Origin of the sequence: Paludibaculum fermentans (assembly GCF_015277775.1) — a bacterium.
Classification (GTDB): domain Bacteria; phylum Acidobacteriota; class Terriglobia; order Bryobacterales; family Bryobacteraceae; genus Paludibaculum; species Paludibaculum fermentans.
The window spans coordinates 5,992,430-6,016,109 of the sequence record NZ_CP063849.1; the positions used below are offsets into that span (position 1 = coordinate 5,992,430).

The window sequence follows — 23,680 nt, forward strand, 5'->3', positions numbered from 1 at the left end:
ACCCGCTGTACCCGACCATACTAAAATAAAGACAGAAACCACCGTTTCCATGTCAGATCCCAACCCTATCGAAGTCCGCAAGGTCGCCGAGGCGGACTTCCCCACGGAGTACGGCCATTTCCGCATCTACGGCTTTGCCGGCAGGCGCGGAGACTACACCGAGGACTCCGTAGCCGTGGCCATGGGCGACCTCCAAGCGCCCGAGCCCCTGCTCGTCCGGATCCACTCCCAGTGCCTTACAGGCGACGTCTTCCACTCTCTGCGCTGCGACTGCCGCGCGCAACTTGAACTGGCCCTGGAAACCATCGGCGCGGAAGGCCGCGGCATGGTGATCTACGAGGCCAAGGAAGGCCGCGGCATCGGCCTCCTCAACAAACTGCGCGCCTACGAGCTCCAGGACGCCGGCGCCGACACGGTCGAAGCCAATGAACAGCTTGGCTTTGAGGCGGATCTGCGCGGCTACGAAATGCCGGGCGCCATCCTCCACTCCTTCGGCATCAAAGCGGTCCGCCTGATGACGAACAACCCCGAAAAAATCGCCGCCATGGAAAACGTGGGCATCCAGGTGACCGAACGCGTCCCCTGCAACGCCGTCCGCAGCCGCCACAGTGCCCGCTACCTGAAAACAAAGAAGAAACGCTTCGGCCACCTGCTGGAGCTGTAGTCCCACCTGCGCCTGGCTCGAGCGCCCCCGCCTCGAGCCCGTGTTCAGGCTACCCTGTCCTTGATGGCCCTGAAACGCCGTAAGGACACTACGCCCCGCCGCTCGCCCGCTGACCTGCCTGCCAGCCTCGACGACCTGACCCCGCTCTCCCTCGACGCCCTTCTCGAAGGCGAAGATCTGGAGGACGCCCTCTTCCAGGGCCTCGATCTCTCCGGCCGCTCCATCCCCCGCCTCGTCGCCGCCTCCGTCGTCTTCCAGGGCGTCAACTTCGCCGGAACCACCATCCGAGCCCCCCGCCTGCGCGACGTCCGCTTCCTCAACTGCGACCTCTCCAACGCCGATTGGCGCGGCTTCGAGGCCATCCGCGTCGAATTCATCGACTGCCGCCTGACGGGGCTCGGCGCCGTCGAATGCCACTGGAAGGACGTCCTTCTCGATCGCTGCGAAGCCCGCTACCTCCGCCTGAACGGCGGCCACACCGCCACCTGCGAATTCCGCGCCAGCAACCTGGCCGAATCCGATCTCCGCTCAGTCAATCTGGGAGGCGCGGCTTTCGACAAGGTGTCCCTCCAGAAGGCCGACCTCAGTCACGCCACCCTGAAAGGCGTCGACCTCAGCGGAGCCGAAATCGAAGGCATCACCGTCTACGCAGAGGACGTCCGGGGCGCCTCCGTCAGCGCGCCGCAAGCCATGGACCTCGCCCGCCTGCTGGGCCTGACCATCAAGTAGGGGCAGATCCTCGCACGCACGTCCAGCAGAAATGCCTCTGCGGCTGTGTATCTAGGACATCGAGAGGATCGACTTCACCTCGATGGCTCTCGCTGTCGCAACGTCGTTGACGATGGCGTGCAAAGTACCTGCTTTGAGGTGGGTGTGTCGAGGTACGGTGATCGAGTGAGACGGCGGCCCCTCATGTCTCAACCGGACGTGGCTTCCCTTTTGCCGAATGATCTCGTAGCCGAGAGCGGCAAGTACGGCAATCACGCGATCACCGGAAACTTCATGCCGCAACGACGGGGATAAGCTCGTCCTTCACGTAATGGAGTTGCACTAACCGGGGCTGCTCGTCACGGTCTTCAAAGTGCAGAGTCGTGGCTTCCAGAACGTTGACTCGCAGTTCGTCCTACGACTCGGCCTGAGTGAAGATCGAATGCCCAAGCGCGCGTGCACAATATCCGCCCTCTTCTGCGTCGCGAACCTCGAAGATGGAGAAGGGAGCAGCGCGACTATGAAATCCACATCACGCAGTAAGGAGAAGACTGGTGGGGCGGACGATTTGGCGCCGGAGTACCATCTCGACTACGCCGAGGCGCAGCCAAACCGTTTTGCGAGCCGGGTTCAAGCTGGCTCAGTGGCGGTGCTGCTGGATCCCGATGTGGCCCAAGTATTCCAGGATGGCGCTTCAGTGAATGCCGTGCTTCGCGCCTTGTTGACGACCATGCCACCTAATCGAAAGCGCGGAAAGAGCAAGTAGCCACCGGCGACGACGCCCGGCTTCGCCCTTAACCATTCTCCATCTGCCTGTCTGTTAGCGCGCCGCCGGCCGGATGCGCGTGCGCCAGAGTTCGGCGAAGAGGGTGAAGGCGGCCGGCATCCGTTTGCCGGTGATGCAGCGGATCACTTCGACGGCGAACCAGAGGAAGTAGATCGCGGTCACAATCCAGTGGATGTGGCCGGCGATCATGCCCCAGGCGGTCGGGCCCGGTTGCACCGGCGACAGGATGAACTGGATGAACCACAGGCCCAGCAGCGTACCTGCTTCCCACCAGGTGAGCATCATGTTGACCAGGAAGATCATGCCGACCAGCGACTGCCCGATGGTCATGAGCAGTTCGAGTTCCTGTTGGGAGTCGAAGGTGATGGCCGACGGGGTGCCGCGGCTGATGGAGTAGATGACCGGCAGCATGGCGGCGAGCAGCGTCCACTGGTTGATGTTGGAGCTCACCATGTTCATGAGCGCCATGGGGGCGCGGTCGATGGTGCGGGCCCAGTAGAAGGCCGAGACCTTTTCCGGGAATTCACTGACGAAGGGCGCAACCCACTGCACGAAGACGAAACTGGGGATGCCCAGGACGGCGGAGAGCGCCAGCAGGCTACCGAGGAAGGGTTCCGCGCAGAAGTAGATGAGCGCGCCGCCGGCAGAGAACAGGGCGAAGATCAGGAAAGTCCGGACGCGCGGGCTGGATTCGACTACGGCGCGGGGGATGCGGTCGAGGTCCTCGATGCCTTCCACTTCCTGCGGCGGCATCTTGGAGAGAACCATCAGGTAGGCGACATAGATGGCAATGAGGATGGCGGCGTCGAAGAGGTTCAGGGAGGACTTGGCCCAGATGATGGTGACGTAGACCAGCGGGACGAGGAGGCCGACCACTTCCACACAGTGCTCATCCGCCAGGTGGATGGCATTCAGCGCCTTCTTGTACTTGATGCGGTGGAAAGCGGCGGCTGTGAAGTAGATGAGGGGCCAGCCGAGGCCGGTGAGCAAGCGGAGGGCTCCGGTCAAGTTGGCGAGCAGGAGCGGAACCTGCTGTTTCCAGGCCAGGACGGCTTCGACGGCGAACTCGGGCAGGGTCTGGAGCCAGGCGAGGATGGCGAGGGCGAAACCCTGGGCGATGTAGAACTGGGCGGACTCTGCGGCCCAGGCGATCAGCATCGCGGCTAGCAGGATGGCGGGCGCAGCCCAAAGCGCGGTGGAGGGGCCCACCTGCATGAGCTCGAGCGAAGTGAGGAGGAGAAAGGCGCAAGCTGGAGCTGTAACCGTATTGCGTCTATTCAAAAGTCACCTCGCGCTGGCTGATCCGGATCCGGGAGTGCTTTTCAAACGCCTCCACTCTCTTAGGATAGTCGGATCGGCGGTGCGCCCCGCGACTTTCTTCGCGGGCACGAGCACAGCGCGCGATTAACTGCGTGAGGGTGTGGATGTTCGCCACTTCGATGTCGGCGCGGGAAACCTGGCGTTTGCGCGAGGCCGGCATGCCGCCAAGGATGGTCAGAGCCGTGGTGAGGCCGTCGCCGTTGCGGATGATCCCGCAGAAGTCCGTGGCGATGCGGCGCACGATTGCCTCTTTCGTTTGGGGGATTTCGAGAGGTTCGAAGCGGACGCCGCGCAGGCGGGCCGTGGAATCAGAGTCGACAATGGACTGGCCGGCGCGAGCACCGAAAACGACACCTTCCAGTAAAGAATTCGACGCCAGGCGATTGGCGCCGTGGACGCCGGTGCACGCCACTTCGCCGGCGGCCCAGAGTCCGGGGCTGGAGGTGCGGCCATCGAGGTCAGTCCAAACGCCGCCCATGGAATAGTGCGCGGCGGGATGGACGGGTGCAGGCTCCTTGTCCAGATCGATGCCGTACTCGAGGCAGGTGGTGTAAATGCGGGGGAAGCGGTTTTTGACGAAGCCGGGTCCGCGGCCGGAGAGATCGAGGAACACGTGGGGGGACTTCTCGCGGCGCATTTCCTCGACAATGCAGCGGGAGACGACATCGCGGGGCGCCAGTTCCGCCATCTCGTGATAGCGGCGCATGAAGCGTTCGCCCTTTGCATTCAATAGATGGGCGCCCTCGCCGCGGAGGGCTTCGGAGAGCAGGAAGCGCGGCGCGCCCTCGATGTGGAGGGCCGTGGGGTGGAACTGGATGAACTCGATGTCGGAGATGGTGGCGCCGGCGCGCCAACCCATGGCGACTCCGTCGCCGGTGGCGACATCGGGGTTGGTAGTGTCTGTGAAGACCCGGCCGAGACCCCCGGTGGCCAGCAGGACGGCTTTGGCGGAGATGGGGATGAGCGAGCCGGTATTCTCGTCGAGGGCGACGGCGCCGACTACGCGGCCATCCTGGACGAGAAGGTCCACCACGGCGGAGAAGCTGCGGAAGGAGACGTTTTCGAGCGAAGCGGCCTTGTGATAGAGGGTACGGGCGATCTCCTTGCCGGTGGAGTCGCCGTGCGAATGGAGGACGCGGCTGCGGGAGTGGGCGCCTTCGCGGGCGAAGACGAGGCGGCCGCCTTCCTTGTCGAACTCGGCGCCCCAGTCCATCAGTTGCTGGATAGCGGCGGGGCCCTCCTCAACGAGGACATGGACGGCTTCGCGGTTGCAGAGGCCGTCGCCGGCGGCGAGGGTGTCGGACTCATGCAGGTCGACCTCGTCGTCATCGCTGAGGGCAACGGCGATGCCGCCCTGGGCATACTCCGAGGAGGATTCGCGGAGGCTGTCTTTGGCGACTACCAATACACGACCGGCCGGAGCGAGTGCGATGGCGGCGCGCAACCCGGCGACACCGGCGCCTACAACCAGGTAGTCAGTCTGAATCAAGTCTGAGATGGCGCTGATAACTCCCATGGTACAACGAAGATATGCCTGCCTTTGCCGTGACAACAACGGCGCACCGATATGAAGCAACAGTAGAGCGCGGAGTGCTGCGGCGGCTGCGCGATTTTCTGCCGGCCAAGCACGGGAAAGTGTTCGTGGTGGCGACGGACGACGTGTGGGCGCTGCATGGTTCGGCGGTAGCGACAGGCCTGGATGGCACCGACTGGCACCGGCTGGTTTTCCCTGGCGGCGAAGAGCGCAAGCGGTTGGCTTCCGTGGAAGCGATGGCGGACCGGATGGTGGAGTTGGGCGGTGACCGGTCGAGCCTGGTGGTGGCCTTTGGCGGCGGGATCGTGAACGACCTGGGTGGCTTCCTGGCCGCGATCTACATGCGCGGGATTCCGGTGATCCAAATTCCGACCACCTTGCTTTCCCAGGTGGATGCGGCGGTGGGCGGCAAGACCGGGGCGAACCTGGTGGGCGGCAAGAACCTGATTGGTTCGTTCCACCAGCCGCTGGCGGTATTGACGGATCCGGACGTCCTGATGACCCTGCCGGAGCGCGAGTACCGGGCGGGGCTGTTCGAAGTGATCAAGCACGGCGTGATCGCGTGCGAGCCGCTGTTCCGGCTGATGCAGAACGAGCAACCGCGTGTGATGGCGCGCGAGGCAGGGGCCGTTGAGCAGATGGTGGCCGAGAGCGTACGGATCAAGTGTGAAGTGGTCACGGCGGACGAGAAAGAGATGGGGCTCCGCAAGATCCTCAATTTCGGACATACCGTAGGGCACGCGATGGAAGCGGAGACGAAGTATGCGCACTTCCTGCACGGCGAAGCGGTGGGGTTGGGCATGATCGCGGCGACGCACCTGTCGCGGCTGGCGGGCCGGCTGAGCGAGGCGCACTCCCAGGAAATCATTGACGTTGTGAACGCATATGGTCCGTTCCCCTCGACGGAGCCGCTGCGCACCGAGAACCTGATGCCGAGGTTGGTGAAGGACAAGAAGGCGATTCAGGGGACGGTGCACTTTGTGCTGGCGACGGGGATCGGGTCGACGGAAGTAGTGGCGGGGCTGCCCGCGGAGATGGTCCGCGAGGCGATCGAGTTGACGCTCGCATGACAGCACAGAGAGGAACGACTCCGCAGGGCACCGCGACGGAAGAGCAGGCGGCGCGGTATGTGCGCGGCATGTTCGGCCAGGTGGCCGGTCAATACGACCTGCTGAATCACCTGCTGTCGTTCCAGGTGGACCGCTATTGGCGGAACACGACGGTGCGGCGGGTGGAGCACATCCTGCGCCGGCCGGGGATGAAGGTGATGGACCTGTGCTGCGGGACAGGCGATCTGCTGCTGGCGCTGGAGCAGAAGGCGTCGGAGCAGACGCTGGTTCTTGGCAGCGATTTTTGCCACCCGATGCTGGTGGCGGCAGCGGCGAAGTCGGGTCAGCGGAATGCGTTCACGCCGCTGTTCGAGGGGGATGGGCTGCAGTTGCCGCTGGCTGACAAGTCACTCGACCTGGTGACCGTGGCGTTCGGATTCCGCAATTTCGCGAACTACCGGAGGGGGCTCAAGGAGCTGCGGCGGGTGCTCAAGCCGGGCGGGATGCTGGCGATCCTGGAGTTTTCGACGCCGCCGAATCCGCTGATTCGCGGGGTGTACGGGTTTTACTCGCGTCGGATCCTGCCTACGATTGGCGGGCTGGTGTCGGGGTCGAAGGAAGCGTATACGTACCTGCCGGAGTCCGTCAGGAAGTTTCCAGGGGCGGAGTCACTGGCGGCCGAGATGGAAGGGGCCGGGTATACGCGGGTGAAGTTCGAACGGATGACGTTCGGGGTGGTCGCGCTGCATACGGGGCTTTCGGGCTGAGTCTACCAGCGCGTGGCGTCGCGGATGACGCCGGCCATGCGTTTGGAGACGATCGCCTCCAGGCCGTTCGACATCTTCAACAACCAGCGTTTCGAGGTCAGCGGCGAAATCTTGCGGATGTGGTCCGTATTGATGATCGTGCCGCGGTGGATGCGGCGGAACTGGGGGGGCGGGAGCTTGGCCTCCAGAGTGCGCAGCGAATGGTCGGCGTAGTAGCGGCCCTGGGCCGTGATGATCTGGACCGTGTCGCCGTCGGCCTGGAACGCGATGACGTCGCCCGGGTTGAGCATGTGGAGGTCGCTGCCCAGGCGGCCGAGAATGCGGCGTAGGGGCTCGGTCACCGGAGGCGGCGGCGGGGGTTCCGATTTCAGTCCGGCAATCTGGGTGCGGGCCTTTTCCAGTGCGGCGGTGAGGCGCTCTTTGCGGACCGGCTTGAGCAGGTAGTCGACGGCTCCGGTGTCGAAGGCCTGCAGGGCGTGGGTTTCGAAGGCGGTGACGAAGATGACGATGGGGAGCGAGTCGCCGCGCAGGGTGCGGGCCACGGAGAAGCCGTCGAGGCCGGGCATCTGGAGGTCGAGCAGGACGACATCGGGATGGAGACGGGCGATCTGCTCCACGGCTTCGAGTCCGGTGGAGGCTTCGCCGGCCAGGTTGACGCCGGGGTGCTCCTCGAGCAGCTCGCGCAGGATCTGGCGGGCGATGGGTTCGTCGTCGACGATCAGGACATTCATCCGGCTCACCTATTGAGGGGCGCATGGAAGCCGACCACGGTTTCCCCCTGCTCCCTGCTGATTTCCAGTTTGGCGACCGCTCCGTAGCGCAGGTGCAGGCGCTGGCGCACGTTGTCGAGGCCGACGCCCGCTCCGGCGCCGGTCGATTGGGAGAAGCCCGGACCTGTATCCTGCACGCAGACGCAGAGCATGCCGTCGTCGACGCGGGTGCGAATGCGAACCGTGCCGCCCTGCGGCAAGGGGGCAATGCCGTGCTTGACGGCGTTTTCCACCAGGGGTTGAACGCTGAGGACCGGGATGGGCGCGGTTTTGGTTTCGGGTGCGATGTCGAATTCGATCTTCAACTTGGGACCGAGGCGGAGACTCTCGATTTCGAGGTAGGCGCGAATGATTTCGAGTTCCTGCTCCAGGGCGATGGTCTGGCGGTCGCCGCGCAGGAAGTAGCGGAAGATGTCGGAGAGGTTGAGGACGGTGCGGCGGGCTCCGGCGGCCTCCTTGGGAATGATGCCGTAGAGGGTGTTGAGGGCGTTGAAGAGGAAGTGGGGGTGGATCTGGGCCTGCAGGGCGCGGAGTTCGGCCTGGGAGAGGAGGCGTTTCCGCTCGCTCTCCCGGTATTGCTCGAGGCGTTCGGCGGTCTGGGCTTCGAGGCGCGCGAGGATGGCGAGGTCTTCACTCAAATAGGGACGGCCTCCGGCGCGGCGGCCCGGACCTTCGGGAAGACGCTCCGCTTCCATGAACCGGGCAATTTCGCTCTGGGCCCATTCCTGATAGGACTGTTCTGATTCGATGGGTTCCTTGCGCAGGCGATCGAGGAGCTGATCGGGGTCGCCGCGGCGGAAGACGAGGCGGGTGAGCATGGCCTGGGCGGCTCCCCGGGCGGCGGAGAAGGCAATGAGGGCACCGCAGGTTCCGAGGACCATGAGGGCGATCTGGCGGACCGGCATCTGGTCGTAACGAACCCAGCCGGCGCGGTGCGCCACTTCGGCGGCGCCCCAGGTGAAGAGTCCGGCCAGCAGCATATTGGCCAGGAAGCGCAGAAAGGCGTCGAGCAGGAGGAAGCGGTAGTCCTGCATGAGGACGAACACGGCCAGGGGGATGCCGGCGTGGTGGACGGCGAGTTCAGCGGGCCAGGCGTGCTCGGTTCCTTCGTTGTGAAAGTGGGCGAAGGAGAGCGCGAAGAGGAACAGCGCCATGGCGGGGATGGCGCGGCGGGCGGCGGGGGCGTTCCTGACGAGGAAGGCCGCACTGATAGCGGTGAGGACGGCGAAGCCGATGGCGGTGCCGGCCAGGGTGCGGCGGTGCATCTCGGTGACGGGGATGGGGAACAATTGCTCACTGGCATGCAGAAGCATCGACACGCCGCTGAACACGTAGCCGGTCCAGGCAATGGGGCGCAGACGGCCATCGAGCAGGATGTCGAGCAGGAGCGCGGGTAGAAGGCTGAGGGAGCAGGTGGTGACGATCAACAGGAAAAAGGAATCGGTGAAAAGGAGAGCGAGGGAGCCGGCGTTCCAGATGAGCGCCATGGCGGCGGCGGCGAGGGAGAGGCGGCTGGTGCGCAGGCGCTGGCCAGCACGGTCGAGGGTAAGGAGGACGAAGAAGATGGCGAAGATGAGGGTGCCGGCGGAGTAGCCGAGGAGGTTGGCGAGAAGGGGCTCGTGCGGCGTGTTCATCGCTCTGGCGACGCGGCGCGGCGGAGGCGGTCGCGGATGCCGGACCACGCGGAATCCAAAGGTACCTCTTCGACGGCCAGCCAGTCCAGCCCCTGTTCGTCGAGCTGGTGGAGTGTGGCGTAGAGAGCGGCTGCGTATGCTTTGGGGTCGGCGGGCATGTTGACGCCGGGCTGGAGGTAGACTCCGCGGCCGGTTTTTGGAAGATCCCCCTGGCGCACGAGAAGTAGAGGGGTGCGGGGGCTGTAGTGGCGAGCGTGCAGGCCGGGGGCGGCGTGGGCTCCGGCTCCGGGGTCGGTGGCGAGATCGACGGGTCCGATGAGTTCTTCGATTTCGTCGCGGCCGATCATGCCGGGGCGAAGGAGGATGGGGCGGTCCGCGGCGAGGGAGAGAACGGTGGATTCGATGCCGACCGGGGTGGAGCCGCCGTCGAGCACCAGATCGACTGAATCGCCGAGGCTTTTGCGAACGTGGGCGGCGGAGGTGGGCGAGAGGCTCATGAAGCGGTTGGCGCTGGGCGCGGCGATGGGGCAACCGCTGCGGCGGATGAGTTCGAGCGCGATGGGATGAGCCGGCATGCGGAGACCGACACTGGGGAGGCCGGCCGTGACCTCGTCAGGGATATCCGGAGTTTTTGGAAGGACGAGAGTGAGGGGGCCCGGCCAGTGGCGGGCGGTGAGGAGCGCGGCGGCCTCGGGCCAGGTGGTGCAGTAGCGGCGGGCCATCCCGGGTGAATCGACATGGACGATGAGAGGGCTGGTGGAGGGGCGGCCTTTGGCGGCGAAGATGCGGCGGACGGCGGCGGGGTCGAGGGCATTGGCGCCGAGGCCGTAGACGGTTTCGGTGGGAAAGGCGACGAGGCGGCCGGCCCGGATGAGCGCGGCCGCCTGTTCCAACAGAGCTTCGTCCATGTGGCGGTTAGTCGGCGAGGTCGTCCTTGCTGGAGTCGCCGAAGGTCTTGCCGGTCTTCTTCCACACGAGGTAGGCGTGGATCATGTCTTCCATGTCGCCGTCGAGCAGGCGGTCGACATCGCCGACGGAGTAGCGCGAGCGGAGATCCTTCACCATGCGGTAGGGCGCGAGGACGTAGGAGCGGATCTGGCTGCCGAAATTGGCGTCGGCCTTGGAGTCTTCCAGCTTCTTTTCGGCGGCGCGGCGTTTATCCATCTCGTACTCGTAGAGACGGGCGCGGAGTTGCTTGAGAGCGGCAGCGCGGTTCTTATGCTGGCTGCGCTCGTTCTGACACTGGACAACGATCCCGGTAGGGATGTGGGTGAAGCGGACGGCGGATTCTGTCCTGTTGACGTGCTGGCCGCCGGCGCCGCTGGCGCGGAAGACGTCGATGCGAATGTCTTCGGTCTTGATGTCGATCTTGACGTCATCGTCAATCAGGGGAATGACGAAGACGCTGGCGAACGAGGTGTGGCGGCGGGCGTTGGCGTCGAAGGGGGAGATGCGGACGAGACGGTGGACGCCGATCTCACTTTGCAGGAGACCGAAGCAGTTGTCGCCGTCGATTTCGACGGTGGCGGATTTGATGCCGGCGCCTTCCCCTTCCAGGCGGTCGGTCACCGCGGCGGAGAAGCCGTTGCGTTCTGCCCAGCGGAGGTACATGCGGAGGAGCATCTCCGCCCAGTCCTGGCTTTCGGTACCGCCCGCGCCGGGATGGATGGTGACGATGGCGCCGCAATGGTCGTTCTCGCCCGAGAGCAACATATTGGTCTCGAGGTGGTCAACGAGTTTGCGGAGCTTGTCGAATTCGCGGGCCAGTTCGGCTCCGACGTCTTCGCCTTCGCGGCCAAGTTCAAAAAGGGTATCGATGTCGCTGACGAGGGTGGTGACGGAGCGGTCCTGATGGACAAAGGCCTCGAGGCGTTTGCGCTCCTGCATCACCTTCTGGCTGGCTTCCTGGTTGTTCCAGAAGCCGGGATCGGCGATGGTTTCTTCTATGACGGCCAGTTGTTTGTTTTTTGAGGGAATGTCAAAGATAGCTCCGCACAGCTTCCGATTGCTGGCGGAGCGCAAGGTATTCCCGCTCGAGTTCGACGAGGGTCATATTCTCTATCCTACCAACGCCGGACGGATTTCCCATTCGCCGGGCAAGTTGTGTAGACTTGTGGGGTTTGGAGAAGGATTAGGACTTGCGTACTGTTCTTTACGGTCTGATCCTTGTGCTGCTGCCAGTGTTGCTGACACTGGGCGGCTCCGCGCTGGGTGCGACAGGCAAAAAAGCGGCTTCGAAAGGCAAGCGGGCTACGGCCAAGCCGGCCATATCCAAGCGCGGGCATACGACCCACAGGCGTGCGGTGAGCCGCAAAGGAACTGCAAAGAGCGCGGTGCGGAACATGGGTCCGCTGCTCGAGCCTGTCAGTGTGATGCCGAACGGGCTGACCGGGTTGCCGATTCTTTCGCTGAATGTTCCGACGTATCCCCCACCCCCACCGATTCCAGGGACCTGTGCAAACTGCACGAAGCCGCTGCTGGCCACTGCGTATTCGCTGATTGGTACACCTTACCGTTGGGGCGGGAGCAGCCCTTCTTACGGATTCGATTGCAGCGGGTTCGTGCGGTATGTTTACCAGTCCAACTTCTCCCTGGCGCTGCCGACTTCGGCCCCGGCTCAGTTCCACGTGGGCGTTCCGGTCCAGAAGGAAGAGCTGCTGCCGGGTGACCTGGTGTTTTTCCATCACCGGCGGAGGGGCTGGCACGTAGGGATGTACGTCGGCGGCGGGTCGTTTATCCACGCACCGAACCGGCGCAAGACGGTGATGGTGACTCCGCTGTCAGACCCTTATTTCAGTGTGACTTACGTTGGGGCGAGACGGATTCCGCTGGCGGACCTGGAAGCGGTGGGCAGCATGGATGTGGAGACGAGCAACTAGGCTCAGACCACTCGCAGGCCGAGGTGCTTCGAGAAGGGCTCGAAGTCACGATCGTTGTGCAGAAGCTCGTAGCCGCTTTCGATACAGCGAGTCGCAATTACCGTGTCGATCGTCTTGCGCACCGTGATTCCCAGATTCCGCAAGGCCCGGAAGTTCCTGGCCGCCTGAAGAGCGACCGCCTGACCACCTAGTTCCACGACCTCCAACGAGGTGAGCAGCTTGCTGGCCTGCTGAAAATCCCGCTCGTCTGAGAACCCCTGCAGCACTTCCGTGAGAATCAAATCGCCGACTGCGAGCGGTTCCTGGCCGAGGAGGTCGTCCAGTTTTTCAGTTTGCGGCGTATCAACACCATTGAAGTAGTCGATCCAGACGCTGGAATCCACGAGGATCAACGAGTGGTCCTCATTGCTTCCAAATCACCCTGCCAGTTCAGCTTTCCTCGAAACTTGCGAATCTCGGCCTGCCGGCTGAGGCGCAGCAGCGTCCGAAGCCCTTGCTCGACCGCCTCGCGTTTGGTCTTCAGACCAGTAGCACGCAGCGTCTCGCGCATGAGCTGGTCATCAATGACGATGTTCGTCCGCATCAATGTGTATCCTTACAAAATATCATACACACAATTGCGGAGAGGATTTCAGTCCGGCAATTCCAGCAGGTAGCCCTGTTTGCCTACATTCCGGGCCCGGGTGGCACCGAGGGTGACTTCCCGGCCGGCGGCTTCGTGGATGTGGCCGCAGAAGAACCAGGCGGGCTGGACCTGGTCGATGAAATCGCGAACGGATTGGCTGCCGAAGTGGCGGCCGGGAGCGGCCTCGTCCAATTCCGTTCCCAGGGGCGGGCAGTGGCAGATGAGGATCTCGGGGTGGGGGTCGGCTAGCGGCGCGAGGCGCTGAGCCATTTCGGCTTCCGAATATTCTCCGGGGGTGTTGAATGGAGTAGGGCTGGAGTGACCGAGGCCTGCTACCGTATGACAGCCTGCCTGGAGGTGCTTGCCGTGCAGTGGGTTGAGGCCAAATTCCTGACAGAAGGCGTCGATCTGAGCGGCGTTTTCGTGGTTGCCCGGAAGGACGTGGACTTTGGGGGCTTTCGTTTGAAGGATGGGGCCTACGGAGTCCAATCCTCGCGCCCAGTTGACCATGTCGCCGGCGGCGACGTAGTAGTCGGCCTCCCTCTCCATGAGACGGCGGAGGGCGGCGAGGTCGTGGTGAATGTCGGAGAAAACAAGAAGTTTCATGCCCTTTGGTAGACATTGTACGCGGAAGGAAGCCGGGTGCTTCCAGGAACCCGGGAGGGGGGTCCGCGCATCTGTGAAAAAGGGAGCTATCCTGAAAGCAAGACTGGGCCCAGTCTGGGCGTACCCCGCCGTAACCACACCATGTCCTCAGAACCGCGACAGCGCATCACGATCAACTCTTGGCTGGAAGAAGAGCTGTATCAAGACTTTGTTAACAACAGCAGCAACGTAGACGAGAGCTGGAAAGAGAAGTTTGAGGCGGAGCCGGCCGAGGAGGCTGACGAGCCCGCGGCCACGACGGCAGTTGTTGCCGCGCCGCCTCCCACTGAGACTCCAGCCCCGACGCCTGCTCCGCCGCAGACAGTGCAAGTGCGGCCGGTGGCTCCGGCTGTTCCCCCGGTAGCGCTGAGCCCCGCCGACCAGTTGGTGCCCCTGAAGGGCGCGCCGATGCGGATCGCGGAGAACATGACGCTGAGCCTGACGGTGCCGACGGCGACGTCGCAGCGGACGATCCCGGTGAAGGTGATCGACGAGAACCGGCGGCTGCTGAACCACTGGCGGGACCTGCACGGCAAGAGCAAGATCAGCTACACGCACCTGATCGCGTGGGCGATGGTGAAGGCGATCCAGAAGGTCCCGGCCATCAATGATGCCTATGCGGAGATCGACGGGCAGGCTCATCGCGTGGTGCGGCCGGAGATCAACATCGGGATCGCGGTAGACGTGGCGGGCAAGGACGGCCACCGGTCGCTGGTGGTGCCGAGCATCAAGAACGCCGGGGCGAAGGGGTTCTACGAATTCCTGACCGCATTCGACGAGATTGTGGCGAAGTCGCGGACCGGCAAGCTGACGGTGGACGACTTCAAGGGCACGACGGTATCGCTGACGAATCCCGGGACGGTCGGGACGCTGGGCAGTGTGCCGCGGCTGATGCCGGGCCAGGGCGCGATTGTCGCCACCGGCAGCATCGATTTTCCGGCCGAGTTCCAGGGTGTCAGCGAAGAGCTGCGGGCGACTTTGGGCGTGTGCAAGGTGATGACGATGTCGTGCACGTACGACCATCGCATCATTCAGGGCGCCGAGTCCGGCCAGTTCCTGGGCAAGCTGCAGTCGCTGCTTGAGGGCAGCGAAGGCTTCTACGACGAGATTTTTGAACAGACCCGGATGCCCTACCAGCCGTTCCGCTGGCAGGTGGACCGGAAGGCGGCGAGTTCGGCATTCCGTGACGAAAAGCGGATGGAGGAGATCGCCAAGCAGGCGGCGGTGTTGCAATTGATCAATGCCTACCGCGTGCGCGGGCACCTGATCGCCGACCTGAATCCGCTGGGCGTGCAGCCGAACTATCACCCGGAGCTGGATCCCACCACCTACGGGCTGAGCATCTGGGATTTCGACCGCGAGTTCATCATCGGCAACCTTGCGACCAGCGGGAAGCAGACCATAGCCACGCTGCGTACGATTCTGGAGACGCTGCGGCAGACCTACTGCGGGCGGCTGGGCTGCGAGTACATGCACATCCAGCATCCGGAAGAGAAGCGCTGGCTGCAGGAGCGGATGGAACCGCAGGCCAACAACTGGCCGCTGGAAGAGACTGCGAAGCGCCGGGTGCTGCTGAAGCTGCTGCAGGCGGAGAGCTTCGAGAACTTCCTGCATACGCGGTTTGTGGGCCAGAAGCGGTTTTCGCTGGAAGGCGGCGAGAGCGCGATGGTGGTGCTGGACGAGTGCCTGGACCGCGGCGCGGACAGCGGCGTCCAGGAGGTCGTCGTCGGCATGGCACACCGCGGGCGGTTGACGGTGCTGTCGAACCTGATTGGCAAGTCGATGTCGCAGGTGTTCGGCGAGTTTGAAGGCAACGTGGATCCGGAAGCGACCCAGGGCTCGGGCGACGTGAAGTACCACCTGGGCGCGAGCGGGATCCAGAGGACGGCTTCCGGCAAGGAGATCAAGGTCTCGCTGGCGCCGAATCCGAGCCACCTGGAAGCAGTGGATCCGGTGGTGGAAGGCATCGTCCGCGCAAAGCAGACGTGGATGGGCGACGTGAAGCGCGAGAAGGTTCTGCCGATCCTGGTGCACGGTGACGCGGCTTTTGCGGGCCAGGGCGTGGTGGTGGAGACGCTCAACATGTCGCAGTTGAACGGCTACCGGACGGGCGGCACGATCCACCTGGTGATCAACAACCAGATCGGGTTCACGTCAACGCCGGACGAGAGCCGGTCGTCGACCTACTGTACGGACGTGGCACGGACGGTGCAGGCCCCCATCCTGCATGTGAACGGCGACGATCCGGAAGCGTGTGTGCGGGCGACTCAGGTTGCGATCGACTACCGGATGCGGTTCAAGAAGGATGTCGTCATCGACATGATCTGCTACCGCCGGTATGGACATAACGAGGCGGACGATCCGAGCTACACGCAGCCGTTGATGTACAAGATCATCAAGGCGAAGAAGCCGATTGGGACGCAGTACTCCGAGCGGCTGACGAAGGAAGGGTCGGTCACGAAGGATGCGGTGGAGCGGATCCGCCGGCAGATCCAGGATGCCTTGAATGCGGCGCACGAAGAGGCGCAGTCGAAGGGCGAGAAGTGGGAACTGCAGGAAGTGACCACCTTCGAAGAGACCACGGTTCCTTTGGTTTGCCCACGGACGGCGGTGGATGAGGGTTTGATTGCGCGCGTCGTGGAAGGCATGACCACCTTCCCGGACACCTTCACGCTGCATCCGAAGCTGAAGGGGTTCATCGAGAAGCGCAAAGAGATCCTGAAGGGCGGTACGGCGGACTGGGCGACGGGCGAGGCCCTGGCGTTCGGTACCCTGGCGCTGGAAGGGACTCCGGTGCGGTTGAGCGGACAGGACAGCGGCCGCGGCACGTTCTCGCAACGCCATCTGGAGTATTTCGACTACAACACCGGCCAGGTGCACACGCCGCTGATGCACATCGATCCGCAGCAGGCGCGGTTTGAGGTGTTCGACAGCTCTCTGTCGGAATACGGCGTGATGGGCTTCGAGTTCGGCTATTCGCTGGGCGACCCGCTGACGCTGACCCTGTGGGAAGCGCAGTTCGGCGATTTCGCGAATGGCGCGCAGATCATGATCGACCAGTTCGTGTCGTCGTGCGAAGCGAAGTGGGGCCAGCCGAGCGGGCTGGTATTGCTGCTGCCGCATGGCTACGAGGGGCAAGGTCCGGAACACTCCAGCGCCCGGCTGGAGCGTTTCCTGCAGCTTTGCGCCGAGAACAACATGCAAGTCTGCAACGTGACGACGCCGGCGCAGTATTTCCACCTGCTGCGGCGCCAGATGTACGGCGGGCAGGACCGGCGCGGGTTGCGCAAGCCGCTGGTGCTGATGACGCCGAAGAGCCTGCTGCGGCATGCGAAGGCGGTGAGCACGCTGGCCGACTTCACGCACGGGCATTTTGAACCGGTGATTGGAGATACGGGGACGGCTGCTCCGGACCGCGTGTCCAGGGTCATCTTCTGCACGGGCAAGATCTACTACGAGTTGGTGACGGAACGCGAAAAGCGCGGGTTGAACAACGTAGCGATCCTGCGGCTGGAGCAGATGTATCCGTGGCCGGCGGAAGAGATCGAGACCATGCTGTGGCGGTACCCGTCGACAGCGGAGATCGTCTGGGCTCAGGAAGAGCCGCGGAACCAGGGTGCGTTCCTGTTTGTCCGCGATAAGCTGGAGCCGATGCTGGCGGCGACACGGCGTACCTTGCGCTATGCGGGCCGGCAGGAAGCGGCGGCGCCCTCCACCGGGTCGAGTAAGCGGCATGCGCAGGAGCATGCGGCCGTGATGGAAGATGCCTTCAGCGCCGGGCCGGTGCGGCAGCGGCGGTACCGGGTGGTCGCCAAGGCCCAGAAGGAACTGGTGCCGGGCAAAGCCTGATTGGACCGAATGTAGAACAGATGAGGCCGGGCCTTCGGGTCCGGCCTTTTTTTGTGAAGACGGGGATCGCCGCGTGTCAGCTTTGGCGAGCAGAGGCCGCGCGATTGGGGGACCAGAGAGTCTCGGGCAGGTTCTGCACATGATTTGCCCAGCGGCTCCAAACGAAGAGCGCATCGCTGAGGCGGTTCAGGTAGCGAAGATTCACAGTGTCGATGGGCAGCTGCCGGGTGGCGGTGACCAGCAGGCGCTCAGCCCGCCGGCAGACCGTGCGGGCGATATGAAGGTCCGTGTTGATGCGGGAGCCGCCAGGCAGGACGAAGCTGCGCAGGGGTGGGAGTTCGGCGTTCATTGCGTCGATCTCCGATTCGAGTTGAGCCACGTCGGCCTCGGTGATGCGGGCCTGTTTGGGGTGAACGTGCTCCGGTGTAGTGGCAAGGATGGAGCCGAGGTTGAACAGCTCGTGCTGGACGCGAATCAGGATGTCGACGAGTGGCGCGAGTGCTGATTCCGGAGATGCGCTGACAACAGCAGCACCGACGAAGGAGTTGAGTTCATCCACGCAGCCATAGCACTCGAGGCGTGGGGAGTCTTTCGCGACGCGTTCGCCGCTGGCCAGGTGCGTGTCGCCCTGGTCACCGGTTTTGGTGTAGATGCGGTTGAGCGCGAGGCGGGGTTCGTTGAACGATTGATCTTCCATGGAGGCGGACTAAATTTCATTGTAGGTGGAATATACTGTGGATGAGGGCCCAACCCTCGCATGCATGCGCAGCTAAACCAAATTCCCAGGTCTTTTTGACATCCTGACGCCCGATGGGGCGCAGAGGGGGATTGGTCTATGCTGCGAATCCACGAGATTTGCTACGAGATCCAGTGCGGGTTGCCGCTGTTTGCGCACGCCTGCTTTGATATCAACCATGGCGACCGGATTGGCCTGGTAGGGCCGAATGGCGCCGGGAAATCGACGCTGATGCGCGTGGTGGCCGGAGAGCTGGCGCCGAGCGCGGGCAGCGTGATTCGCCGCGGCGGGTTGCGTGTCGCTTACCTGGCGCAGGAAGCGCCGCGGGGGACGGGCCAGACGCTCTTCGACCGCGTGATGGAGGCCGATGCCGAACTGGCGCGGCTCCGCCAGGATCCGGATTGGTTTGGCGAATATGTCGCGTTGGGTGGCCCCGGGTTTGAAGCTCGCGTGGAGCGGGCTTTGAGCCGGCTTGGATTCCCTGAAGAGAGCTGGGGCCTGGCGACGGAACGGTTGTCGTCGGGTCAGCGCATGCGGGCGGAACTGGCGCGGTGCCTGCTTTCGGGCTCGGACCTGCTGCTGCTGGACGAACCTACGAACCATCTGGATTCGGCGGCCCGGGCCTGGCTGGAAGGCGAGTTGCGTCGGCTGGATGAGGCCGTGCTTCTGGTGTCTCACGACCGGGCCTTTCTGAACCGGGTGACGAAGCGGACGGTGCTGATGGAGCGCGGCACCGTGCAGTGCTTCGAAGGCAACTACGAGAAGTTCATCGAGCAGCGGTCGTTGAAGGAACGGCAGGCGTGGCAGCAGTACGAGGCCCGGGAGCGGCAGGCGGCGGCGGAGCGGGCGGCGGCGGAGAAGCGCATGGCTCTGGCGCGTAAGGTGGCAAAGGCTCCGGAGGGGCAGAGGGACGCGCGGGCTTGCGGGCCGCACTATGCGAAGAAGGCCGCGAAGGTGGCTCGGACGGCACGGATCCTCCGGGAACGGCAGTCGATGCTGGAGGCGATGGAGAAGCCTTGGGAAGAGCAGGGGATTCCGGAGCTCGACTTCAGCGCTGTTGAACGGGGCGATGAGATTGCCGTGCGCGTGGAGAGGATGAGCAAGCGTTTTGGCGAGCGGGTGCTGTTCGAAGAGATGGACCTGCACGTGGCGCGCGGAGAGTGCTGGGTTCTGTCGGGGCCCAACGGCTCCGGCAAGAGCACGCTGTTGCGGATGATGGCGGGTACGGAGCAGCCAGACTCCGGAGTGGTGCAGGTGGGTGGTCGAGTGCGGGCGGGCTACCTGGCCCAGGAGGGCGAGAATCTGGCGCTGGGGCAGACTCCGCTGGAGTTGTGTCTGAGTGTGTGCGCGGATGAGACGCGGGTGCGAACCATGCTGGCGTGCTTGAAATTGCGAGCGGAGCAGATCCTGCGGCCGCTGGCTACGCTGAGCGCCGGCGAGCGGACAAAGGCAGGGATGGCGATGCTGCTGTTGTCCGGAGCCAACCTGTTGCTGCTGGATGAGCCCACGAATCATCTGGAAATGGAGGCCCGGGCGGCGCTGGAGGAAGCGCTTATCCGGTATCCCGGCACGGTGGTGCTGTCGACGCACGATGAGTGGCTGGCGGAACGGGTCGCCGACTATTCGTTGGAATTGGGGGCTACAATCGAGGCATGAAGAGGGGCGCATCCGAGACTGTGCAGCCGTGTACGCTCAGCGGGATTCCGCTGGAGAGCCACTATGGCTCACCGGCTCCTGGGGAGTATCCGTACACTCGCGGTATTCATGCGGCGATGTACCGGGCGAAGCTCTGGACGATGCGCCAGTTCTCGGGTTTCGCCACTCCGGAAGAGACGAACGCCCGCTACCGGTATTTGCTGGCGCAGGGGCAGTCTGGTTTGTCGGTGGCGTTTGATCTGCCTACGCTGATGGGCTGCGATCCGGACGATGCGGCGGCGTTGGGCGAGGTGGGCAAGTGTGGCGTGTCGATCGCATCGCTGGCCGATATGGAGACTTTGTTCAACGGCATTCCGCTGGACAAAGTGAGCGTCTCGATGACGATCAATTCGCCGGCGCCGGTGCTGTTTGCCATGTATCTGGCGGTGGCGGAAAAGCAGGGCGTGGCGTTCGACAAACTGAATGGCACGCTGCAGAACGACATTCTGAAGGAGTACATCGCGCAGAAGGAGTTCCTGTATCCGCCGCGTCCTTCGATGCGGCTGGTGACGGACGTGGTGGAGTACGCCACGCGGCATGTGCCGAAGTACAACCCGATTTCGATCAGCGGGTATCACATTCGTGAAGCGGGCTCGACGGCGGTGCAGGAGCTGGCATTCACTTTGAGGGATGGGATCGAGTATGTCGAATGGGCGCTGGAGCGCGGTTTGGCGGTGGACGAGTTCGCGCCGCGGCTGAGTTTCTTTTTCAACGCGCATAGCGATTTCTTCGAGGAGATTGCGAAGTACAGGGCGGCTCGGCGGATCTGGGCGCACGTCATGCGGGAGCGGTTCGGTGCGAAGGATGAGAAGAGTTGGAAGCTGCGGTTCCATACGCAGACGGCCGGGTGCTCGTTGACCTGGCAGCAGCCATACAACAACGTGGTGCGGACCACTCTGCAGGCGCTGGCGGGCGTGATGGGCGGGACGCAGTCCCTGCACACGAATTCCCTGGACGAGGCCTATGCGCTGCCGAGTGAACAGGCGGTGACGCTGGCCCTGCGAACGCAACAGATCATCGCGCATGAGAGCGGAGTGGCCGCGGTGGCGGATCCGCTGGGTGGGTCGCATTACGTCGAAGCCCTGACGGATGAAGTGGAGCGGCAGGCGCTGGAGTACATCCGGCGGATCGATGAGATGGGCGGGATGATCCCGGCCGTTGAGCGCAACTTCCCGCAAGCCGAGATCGCCGAGGCGAGTTATCAGTATCAGAAGCGCGTGGAGAGCGGCGAGCAGGTGATTGTGGGCGTAAACCGCAATACGCAGGAGAACGAGCCGAAACTGGAGATTCTCAAGATCGACGAGGAGGCGGAGAAGGCGCAGGTGGAGAAGGTGGTTGCACTGCGTGCGTGGCGCGACGCAGCACGCGTCGAGGCTGCGCTATCGGCGCTGCAGGCTGCGGCGGAGAGCCACTTGAATACGATGCCGCTGATCCTGGATGCCGTGCGCGTGTATGCCACGACGGGGGAGATTTGCCGGACCCTGGGCGGGGTGTTCGGGGGGTGGCAAGAGAGAAGTGTTTTGTAGGGATATACTTAAGGGGACCAAGTGCAGATGGATCCAAAGATCCGAGTACTGGTTGCCAAGCCAGGTCTCGACGGACACGACCGCGGAGCGAAGGTTATCGCGCGGGCGTTACGCGATGCCGGGATGGAAGTTATCTACACAGGACTGCGGCAAACGCCGGAAATGATCGTAAATGCGGCTTTGCAGGAAGATGTTCAGGTAATTGGTCTGAGCATCCTGTCTGGCGCGCATAACGCGATTGTTCCGCGGGTGATGGCAATGTTGCGTGAGAAGGAAATGGGCGACGTAGTAGTCGTCGTTGGCGGCACCGTCCCGGATGACGACGCCGCGAGACTGAAGGAACTGGGGGTTGCGGCTGTGTTTCAGCCCGGCGCCGCGCTGGACGAGATTGTGGCGTTTGTGAAAAGCGCCGTCCGTGCGGCTGTTTGACGGGCCATGGAGGACGAGGCCGGCTTCCACAACATTTTGCTAGGATTTTGTTACAACACATGCAAGACCGACTCAACATCGCCGTGTTTGTCGACTACGACAACATTGAAATCGGCGTGAAAAGCACACTTCGACGTGAGTTCGAAGTGTCGCTCGTGCTGGACGCTCTGAAAGAGCGCGGGGACATTGTCGCAAAGTTCGCGTATGCGAACTGGAGCCGCCAAGAGGGCGCCACGCGACAGATGGCGGAAAACGCGGTGCAGATGGTGCAGCGCATTCCTTCGCCACGCGGGGACAAGAACGGCGCGGACATCAACCTGGCGCTGGACGCGCTGGAGATGGCGTTCACGCACGACCACGTGAATGCATTTGCGGTGGTGAGCGGCGATTCTGATTTCATTCCTCTGGTGAACAAGCTGAAGGAATATGGCAAGACGGTCTTCGTGGTGGGCGGCAAAGCCTTCACCTCGACCATCCTGCAACAGAACTGCCACGAGTTCATCAGCTTTGAATCGCTGTTGAACACGGACTCGATTCCGTTGCCGCTTCCGCAGTCGCAGTCGCAGCAGGCCCAGGCGCAGGCAGGGCCGCCGACGGGCGACCGCGATCGTGAGCCATATCGCGAATCCTACAGGGATCGCAAGGAGAAGCGGTTCCGGGAGCGTGAAGAGCGCCGCCGGGAACGCGAGCAGCGGGAAGGCCCAATGCCGGCCGCGGGTCCGGCGGGCGCACCGGGCGTGGGCCCGGCTCCGAAGGATCAGCCGCAGCAGGGGCGTCCTGCTCCGCTGGACCTGGCGCTGGCCATGCCGCTGGTGGAACGTGCGCTCCAGGTGCTGGAACGCCGCAACGTTCAGCCCCAGTTGGGCCTGCTGAAATCCACCATGCTGCAGCTGGATTCCGCCTTCAACGAGAGCGCCTATGGTGCGCGCAGCTTCTCCGATTTCGTCGAGAAGTTGAAGCGGGCCGAGCTGGTCTATGTGAAGGGTACGGGCGGGCGCTACTTCATTGAGCGCAAGCACAACTACCAGGAGAAGGCGCTGCCTCGTCCGGAAGAGGCGCTGCCGCAGCTGCGCGAGGTGCTGGAGATCCACCGTCTGGAGTTCGAAGAGAGCGGACAGACGGCGGAAGACCTGGCGGCCTGGATGAAGGAAGAGTATCCGAGCTTCGACCATGCCAACTATGGCTTCCAGGGCTTTGCGGAGTTTCTAAACTTCGCCCAGGACAAGACCGTGGTCCGGCTGCAGCATCGCCAGGAGGGCGGTCTGCTGGTGAGCCTGGGTTCGGAGTTCTATCCGCAGGCGCCGCCCAAGCAGGAAGTAAAAGAAGAGGACCTGCTCACCGAGCACGACTTCAAGCAACCGATTGTGAAGGGCCAGCCGACGGCCACCGGCGAGATTCCGCCGGACGACGAGCCGCCCAAGGCAACAAAGAAGCGCGTGACGCGCAAGAAGGCCGACACGGGCGGCCAGGACAAGCCGGTGCGCCGCACCCGGCGGAAGGCCTCGGAGTAATCAGTCATGGGCGACATTCAACGTATCTTCCCGAAGGATACGCCGACGCCGCGAGGTCCGTATTCGCCGGCGATCCGCGCAGGCGACTTCATCTTCGTGTCAGGGCAGGGTCCGGTGGATCCTGCCACCGACACGATGTCCTATGGCGACATCCAGCACGAGACCAGAATCACGCTGAACAATGTGAAGCGGATTCTGGAAGCCGCCGGGGTGGCCATGACGGATGTGGTGAAGTGCAGCGTCTTTCTGCGGGATGGTAAGGACTTCGCGGCAATGAACGAAATCTACCGTGAGTTCTTCGGAGAGCAGCGGCCCACGCGCACCACGGTGGCCGTAGCGTTCGCGGATCCGACGATGAAGGTCGAGATCGACTGCATCGCCTATAAGCCTGTGTAGAGTTCGAGTTCTCTGGTTGGTTTTCATGACGCCGCGGGATCGACAACGATTCCGCGGCGTTATTCATTGTGGGGGAGTAAAGCGATTCGTAGCCCCGCGGCATTGGGGACGCCGGAGCCCGGTTGGGTGCAGAGCGATCCGCCGGAGCACTCCGAG

23 protein-coding genes are annotated in these 23,680 nt (G+C 63.6%); 12 read left to right on the forward strand and 11 right to left on the reverse strand.

Translation table 11 applies throughout. The features are described 5' to 3' along the window. Positions 1-49 precede the first annotated feature (49 nt). A complete protein-coding gene (gene ribA / locus IRI77_RS23570) occupies positions 50-664 on the forward strand; it encodes a GTP cyclohydrolase II (protein ID WP_194447456.1) in 615 nt (204 codons plus the stop codon). Positions 665-727: 63 nt separating this feature from the next. Further along, the gene (locus tag IRI77_RS23575) at positions 728-1,393 is read left to right on the forward strand and encodes a pentapeptide repeat-containing protein (RefSeq protein WP_194447457.1); all 666 of its coding nucleotides are present in this window, start codon (positions 728-730) and stop codon (positions 1,391-1,393) included. Between the two features lie 51 nt (positions 1,394-1,444). Here the strand turns inward: IRI77_RS23575 and IRI77_RS38695 are convergent, their stop codons facing one another. Then, on the reverse strand, positions 1,445-1,648 hold the full coding sequence (locus IRI77_RS38695) for a type II toxin-antitoxin system HicA family toxin (RefSeq protein WP_407673996.1): 204 nt from the start codon (positions 1,646-1,648) through the stop codon (positions 1,445-1,447). 244 nt (positions 1,649-1,892) lie between these two features. Here IRI77_RS38695 and IRI77_RS23585 point away from each other — a divergent pair, with 244 nt between their 5' ends. After that, positions 1,893-2,138, forward strand: a complete 246-nt coding sequence (locus tag IRI77_RS23585) for a hypothetical protein (RefSeq protein WP_194447459.1) — start codon at positions 1,893-1,895, stop codon at positions 2,136-2,138. Positions 2,139-2,192: 54 nt separating this feature from the next. Here IRI77_RS23585 and IRI77_RS23590 read toward each other — a convergent pair whose 3' ends face one another. Both IRI77_RS23590 and IRI77_RS23595 read right to left on the reverse strand, forming a co-directional pair. Further along, positions 2,193-3,440, reverse strand: coding sequence for a sodium:calcium antiporter (locus tag IRI77_RS23590; RefSeq protein ID WP_194447460.1), 1,248 nt, complete (start codon positions 3,438-3,440; stop codon positions 2,193-2,195). Further along, positions 3,433-4,968 (reverse strand): L-aspartate oxidase, encoded by a 1,536-nt coding sequence (locus IRI77_RS23595; RefSeq protein WP_228486282.1) that lies wholly within the window; start codon positions 4,966-4,968, stop codon positions 3,433-3,435. The genes IRI77_RS23590 and IRI77_RS23595 overlap by 8 nt, the downstream gene beginning before the upstream one ends. A 41-nt stretch (positions 4,969-5,009) precedes the next feature. Here IRI77_RS23595 and aroB point away from each other — a divergent pair, with 41 nt between their 5' ends. Continuing rightward, a complete protein-coding gene (gene aroB / locus IRI77_RS23600) occupies positions 5,010-6,083 on the forward strand; it encodes a 3-dehydroquinate synthase (RefSeq protein WP_194447462.1) in 1,074 nt (357 codons plus the stop codon). Continuing rightward, positions 6,080-6,829 carry a bifunctional demethylmenaquinone methyltransferase/2-methoxy-6-polyprenyl-1,4-benzoquinol methylase UbiE gene (ubiE, locus tag IRI77_RS23605; protein ID WP_194447463.1) on the forward strand — a complete coding sequence of 250 codons (750 nt, stop codon included), beginning with the start codon at positions 6,080-6,082 and terminating at the stop codon, positions 6,827-6,829. Before aroB ends, ubiE begins: the two co-directional genes overlap by 4 nt. Positions 6,830-6,831: 2 nt before the next feature. On the opposite strand, the gene IRI77_RS23610 is transcribed toward ubiE, so the two are convergent. From IRI77_RS23610 to prfB, 4 genes are all read right to left on the reverse strand, one after another. Then, positions 6,832-7,560 (reverse strand): LytR/AlgR family response regulator transcription factor, encoded by a 729-nt coding sequence (locus tag IRI77_RS23610; protein ID WP_194447464.1) that lies wholly within the window; start codon positions 7,558-7,560, stop codon positions 6,832-6,834. 5 nt (positions 7,561-7,565) lie between these two features. Next, the gene (locus IRI77_RS23615; RefSeq protein WP_194447465.1) at positions 7,566-9,233 is read right to left on the reverse strand and encodes a sensor histidine kinase; all 1,668 of its coding nucleotides are present in this window, start codon (positions 9,231-9,233) and stop codon (positions 7,566-7,568) included. Beyond that, positions 9,230-10,141 (reverse strand): L-threonylcarbamoyladenylate synthase, encoded by a 912-nt coding sequence (locus IRI77_RS23620; protein ID WP_194447466.1) that lies wholly within the window; start codon positions 10,139-10,141, stop codon positions 9,230-9,232. The genes IRI77_RS23615 and IRI77_RS23620 overlap by 4 nt, the downstream gene beginning before the upstream one ends. A gap of 7 nt (positions 10,142-10,148) precedes the next feature. Continuing rightward, positions 10,149-11,286, reverse strand: a protein-coding gene (gene prfB / locus IRI77_RS23625) for a peptide chain release factor 2 (RefSeq protein ID WP_228486283.1) whose coding sequence is annotated in 2 segments (ribosomal slippage) — positions 10,149-11,213 and positions 11,215-11,286 — 1,137 coding nt in all. Because the reading frame shifts where the segments join, the coding sequence is not laid out codon by codon here. Between the two features lie 85 nt (positions 11,287-11,371). Between prfB and IRI77_RS23630 the strand changes: the two genes are divergently transcribed. Further along, complete coding sequence (locus IRI77_RS23630; protein WP_194447468.1) at positions 11,372-12,112, forward strand: C40 family peptidase; 741 nt, start codon at positions 11,372-11,374, stop codon at positions 12,110-12,112. A gap of 2 nt (positions 12,113-12,114) precedes the next feature. Here the strand turns inward: IRI77_RS23630 and vapC are convergent, their stop codons facing one another. From vapC to IRI77_RS23645, 3 genes are read right to left on the reverse strand one after another with little or no spacing between them, the layout of a single operon-like run. Then, entirely contained in the window at positions 12,115-12,504 is a 390-nt protein-coding gene (vapC, locus tag IRI77_RS23635; RefSeq protein WP_194447469.1) for a type II toxin-antitoxin system VapC family toxin, read from the reverse strand. After that, positions 12,501-12,695 carry a type II toxin-antitoxin system VapB family antitoxin gene (locus IRI77_RS23640; protein ID WP_194447470.1) on the reverse strand — a complete coding sequence of 65 codons (195 nt, stop codon included), beginning with the start codon at positions 12,693-12,695 and terminating at the stop codon, positions 12,501-12,503. The genes vapC and IRI77_RS23640 overlap by 4 nt, the downstream gene beginning before the upstream one ends. Positions 12,696-12,743: 48 nt before the next feature. Further along, positions 12,744-13,343, reverse strand: a complete 600-nt coding sequence (locus IRI77_RS23645) for a metallophosphoesterase family protein (protein WP_194447471.1) — start codon at positions 13,341-13,343, stop codon at positions 12,744-12,746. 141 nt (positions 13,344-13,484) lie between these two features. On the opposite strand from IRI77_RS23645, the gene IRI77_RS23650 reads away from it, so the two are divergent. After that, positions 13,485-17,231: a multifunctional oxoglutarate decarboxylase/oxoglutarate dehydrogenase thiamine pyrophosphate-binding subunit/dihydrolipoyllysine-residue succinyltransferase subunit gene (locus IRI77_RS23650; protein ID WP_194447472.1), complete on the forward strand. Its 3,747-nt coding sequence runs from the start codon at positions 13,485-13,487 to the stop codon at positions 17,229-17,231. 76 nt (positions 17,232-17,307) lie between these two features. Here the strand turns inward: IRI77_RS23650 and IRI77_RS23655 are convergent, their stop codons facing one another. Continuing rightward, the gene (locus IRI77_RS23655; RefSeq protein ID WP_194447473.1) at positions 17,308-17,928 is read right to left on the reverse strand and encodes a cob(I)yrinic acid a,c-diamide adenosyltransferase; all 621 of its coding nucleotides are present in this window, start codon (positions 17,926-17,928) and stop codon (positions 17,308-17,310) included. A 138-nt stretch (positions 17,929-18,066) separates the two neighbouring features. Between IRI77_RS23655 and abc-f the strand changes: the two genes are divergently transcribed. The 5 genes from abc-f to IRI77_RS23680 are packed head-to-tail and all read left to right on the forward strand — an operon-like array spanning position 18,067 to position 23,524. Next, on the forward strand, positions 18,067-19,623 hold the full coding sequence (abc-f, locus tag IRI77_RS23660; protein WP_194447474.1) for a ribosomal protection-like ABC-F family protein: 1,557 nt from the start codon (positions 18,067-18,069) through the stop codon (positions 19,621-19,623). After that, positions 19,620-21,188 carry an acyl-CoA mutase large subunit family protein gene (locus tag IRI77_RS23665; RefSeq protein WP_194447475.1) on the forward strand — a complete coding sequence of 523 codons (1,569 nt, stop codon included), beginning with the start codon at positions 19,620-19,622 and terminating at the stop codon, positions 21,186-21,188. Before abc-f ends, IRI77_RS23665 begins: the two co-directional genes overlap by 4 nt. A gap of 27 nt (positions 21,189-21,215) precedes the next feature. Beyond that, positions 21,216-21,617, forward strand: coding sequence for a cobalamin B12-binding domain-containing protein (locus IRI77_RS23670; RefSeq protein ID WP_194447477.1), 402 nt, complete (start codon positions 21,216-21,218; stop codon positions 21,615-21,617). Positions 21,618-21,676: 59 nt separating this feature from the next. After that, on the forward strand, positions 21,677-23,128 hold the full coding sequence (locus IRI77_RS23675; protein ID WP_194447478.1) for an NYN domain-containing protein: 1,452 nt from the start codon (positions 21,677-21,679) through the stop codon (positions 23,126-23,128). A 6-nt stretch (positions 23,129-23,134) separates the two neighbouring features. After that, positions 23,135-23,524 (forward strand): RidA family protein, encoded by a 390-nt coding sequence (locus IRI77_RS23680; protein WP_194447479.1) that lies wholly within the window; start codon positions 23,135-23,137, stop codon positions 23,522-23,524. Positions 23,525-23,680 lie beyond the last annotated feature (156 nt).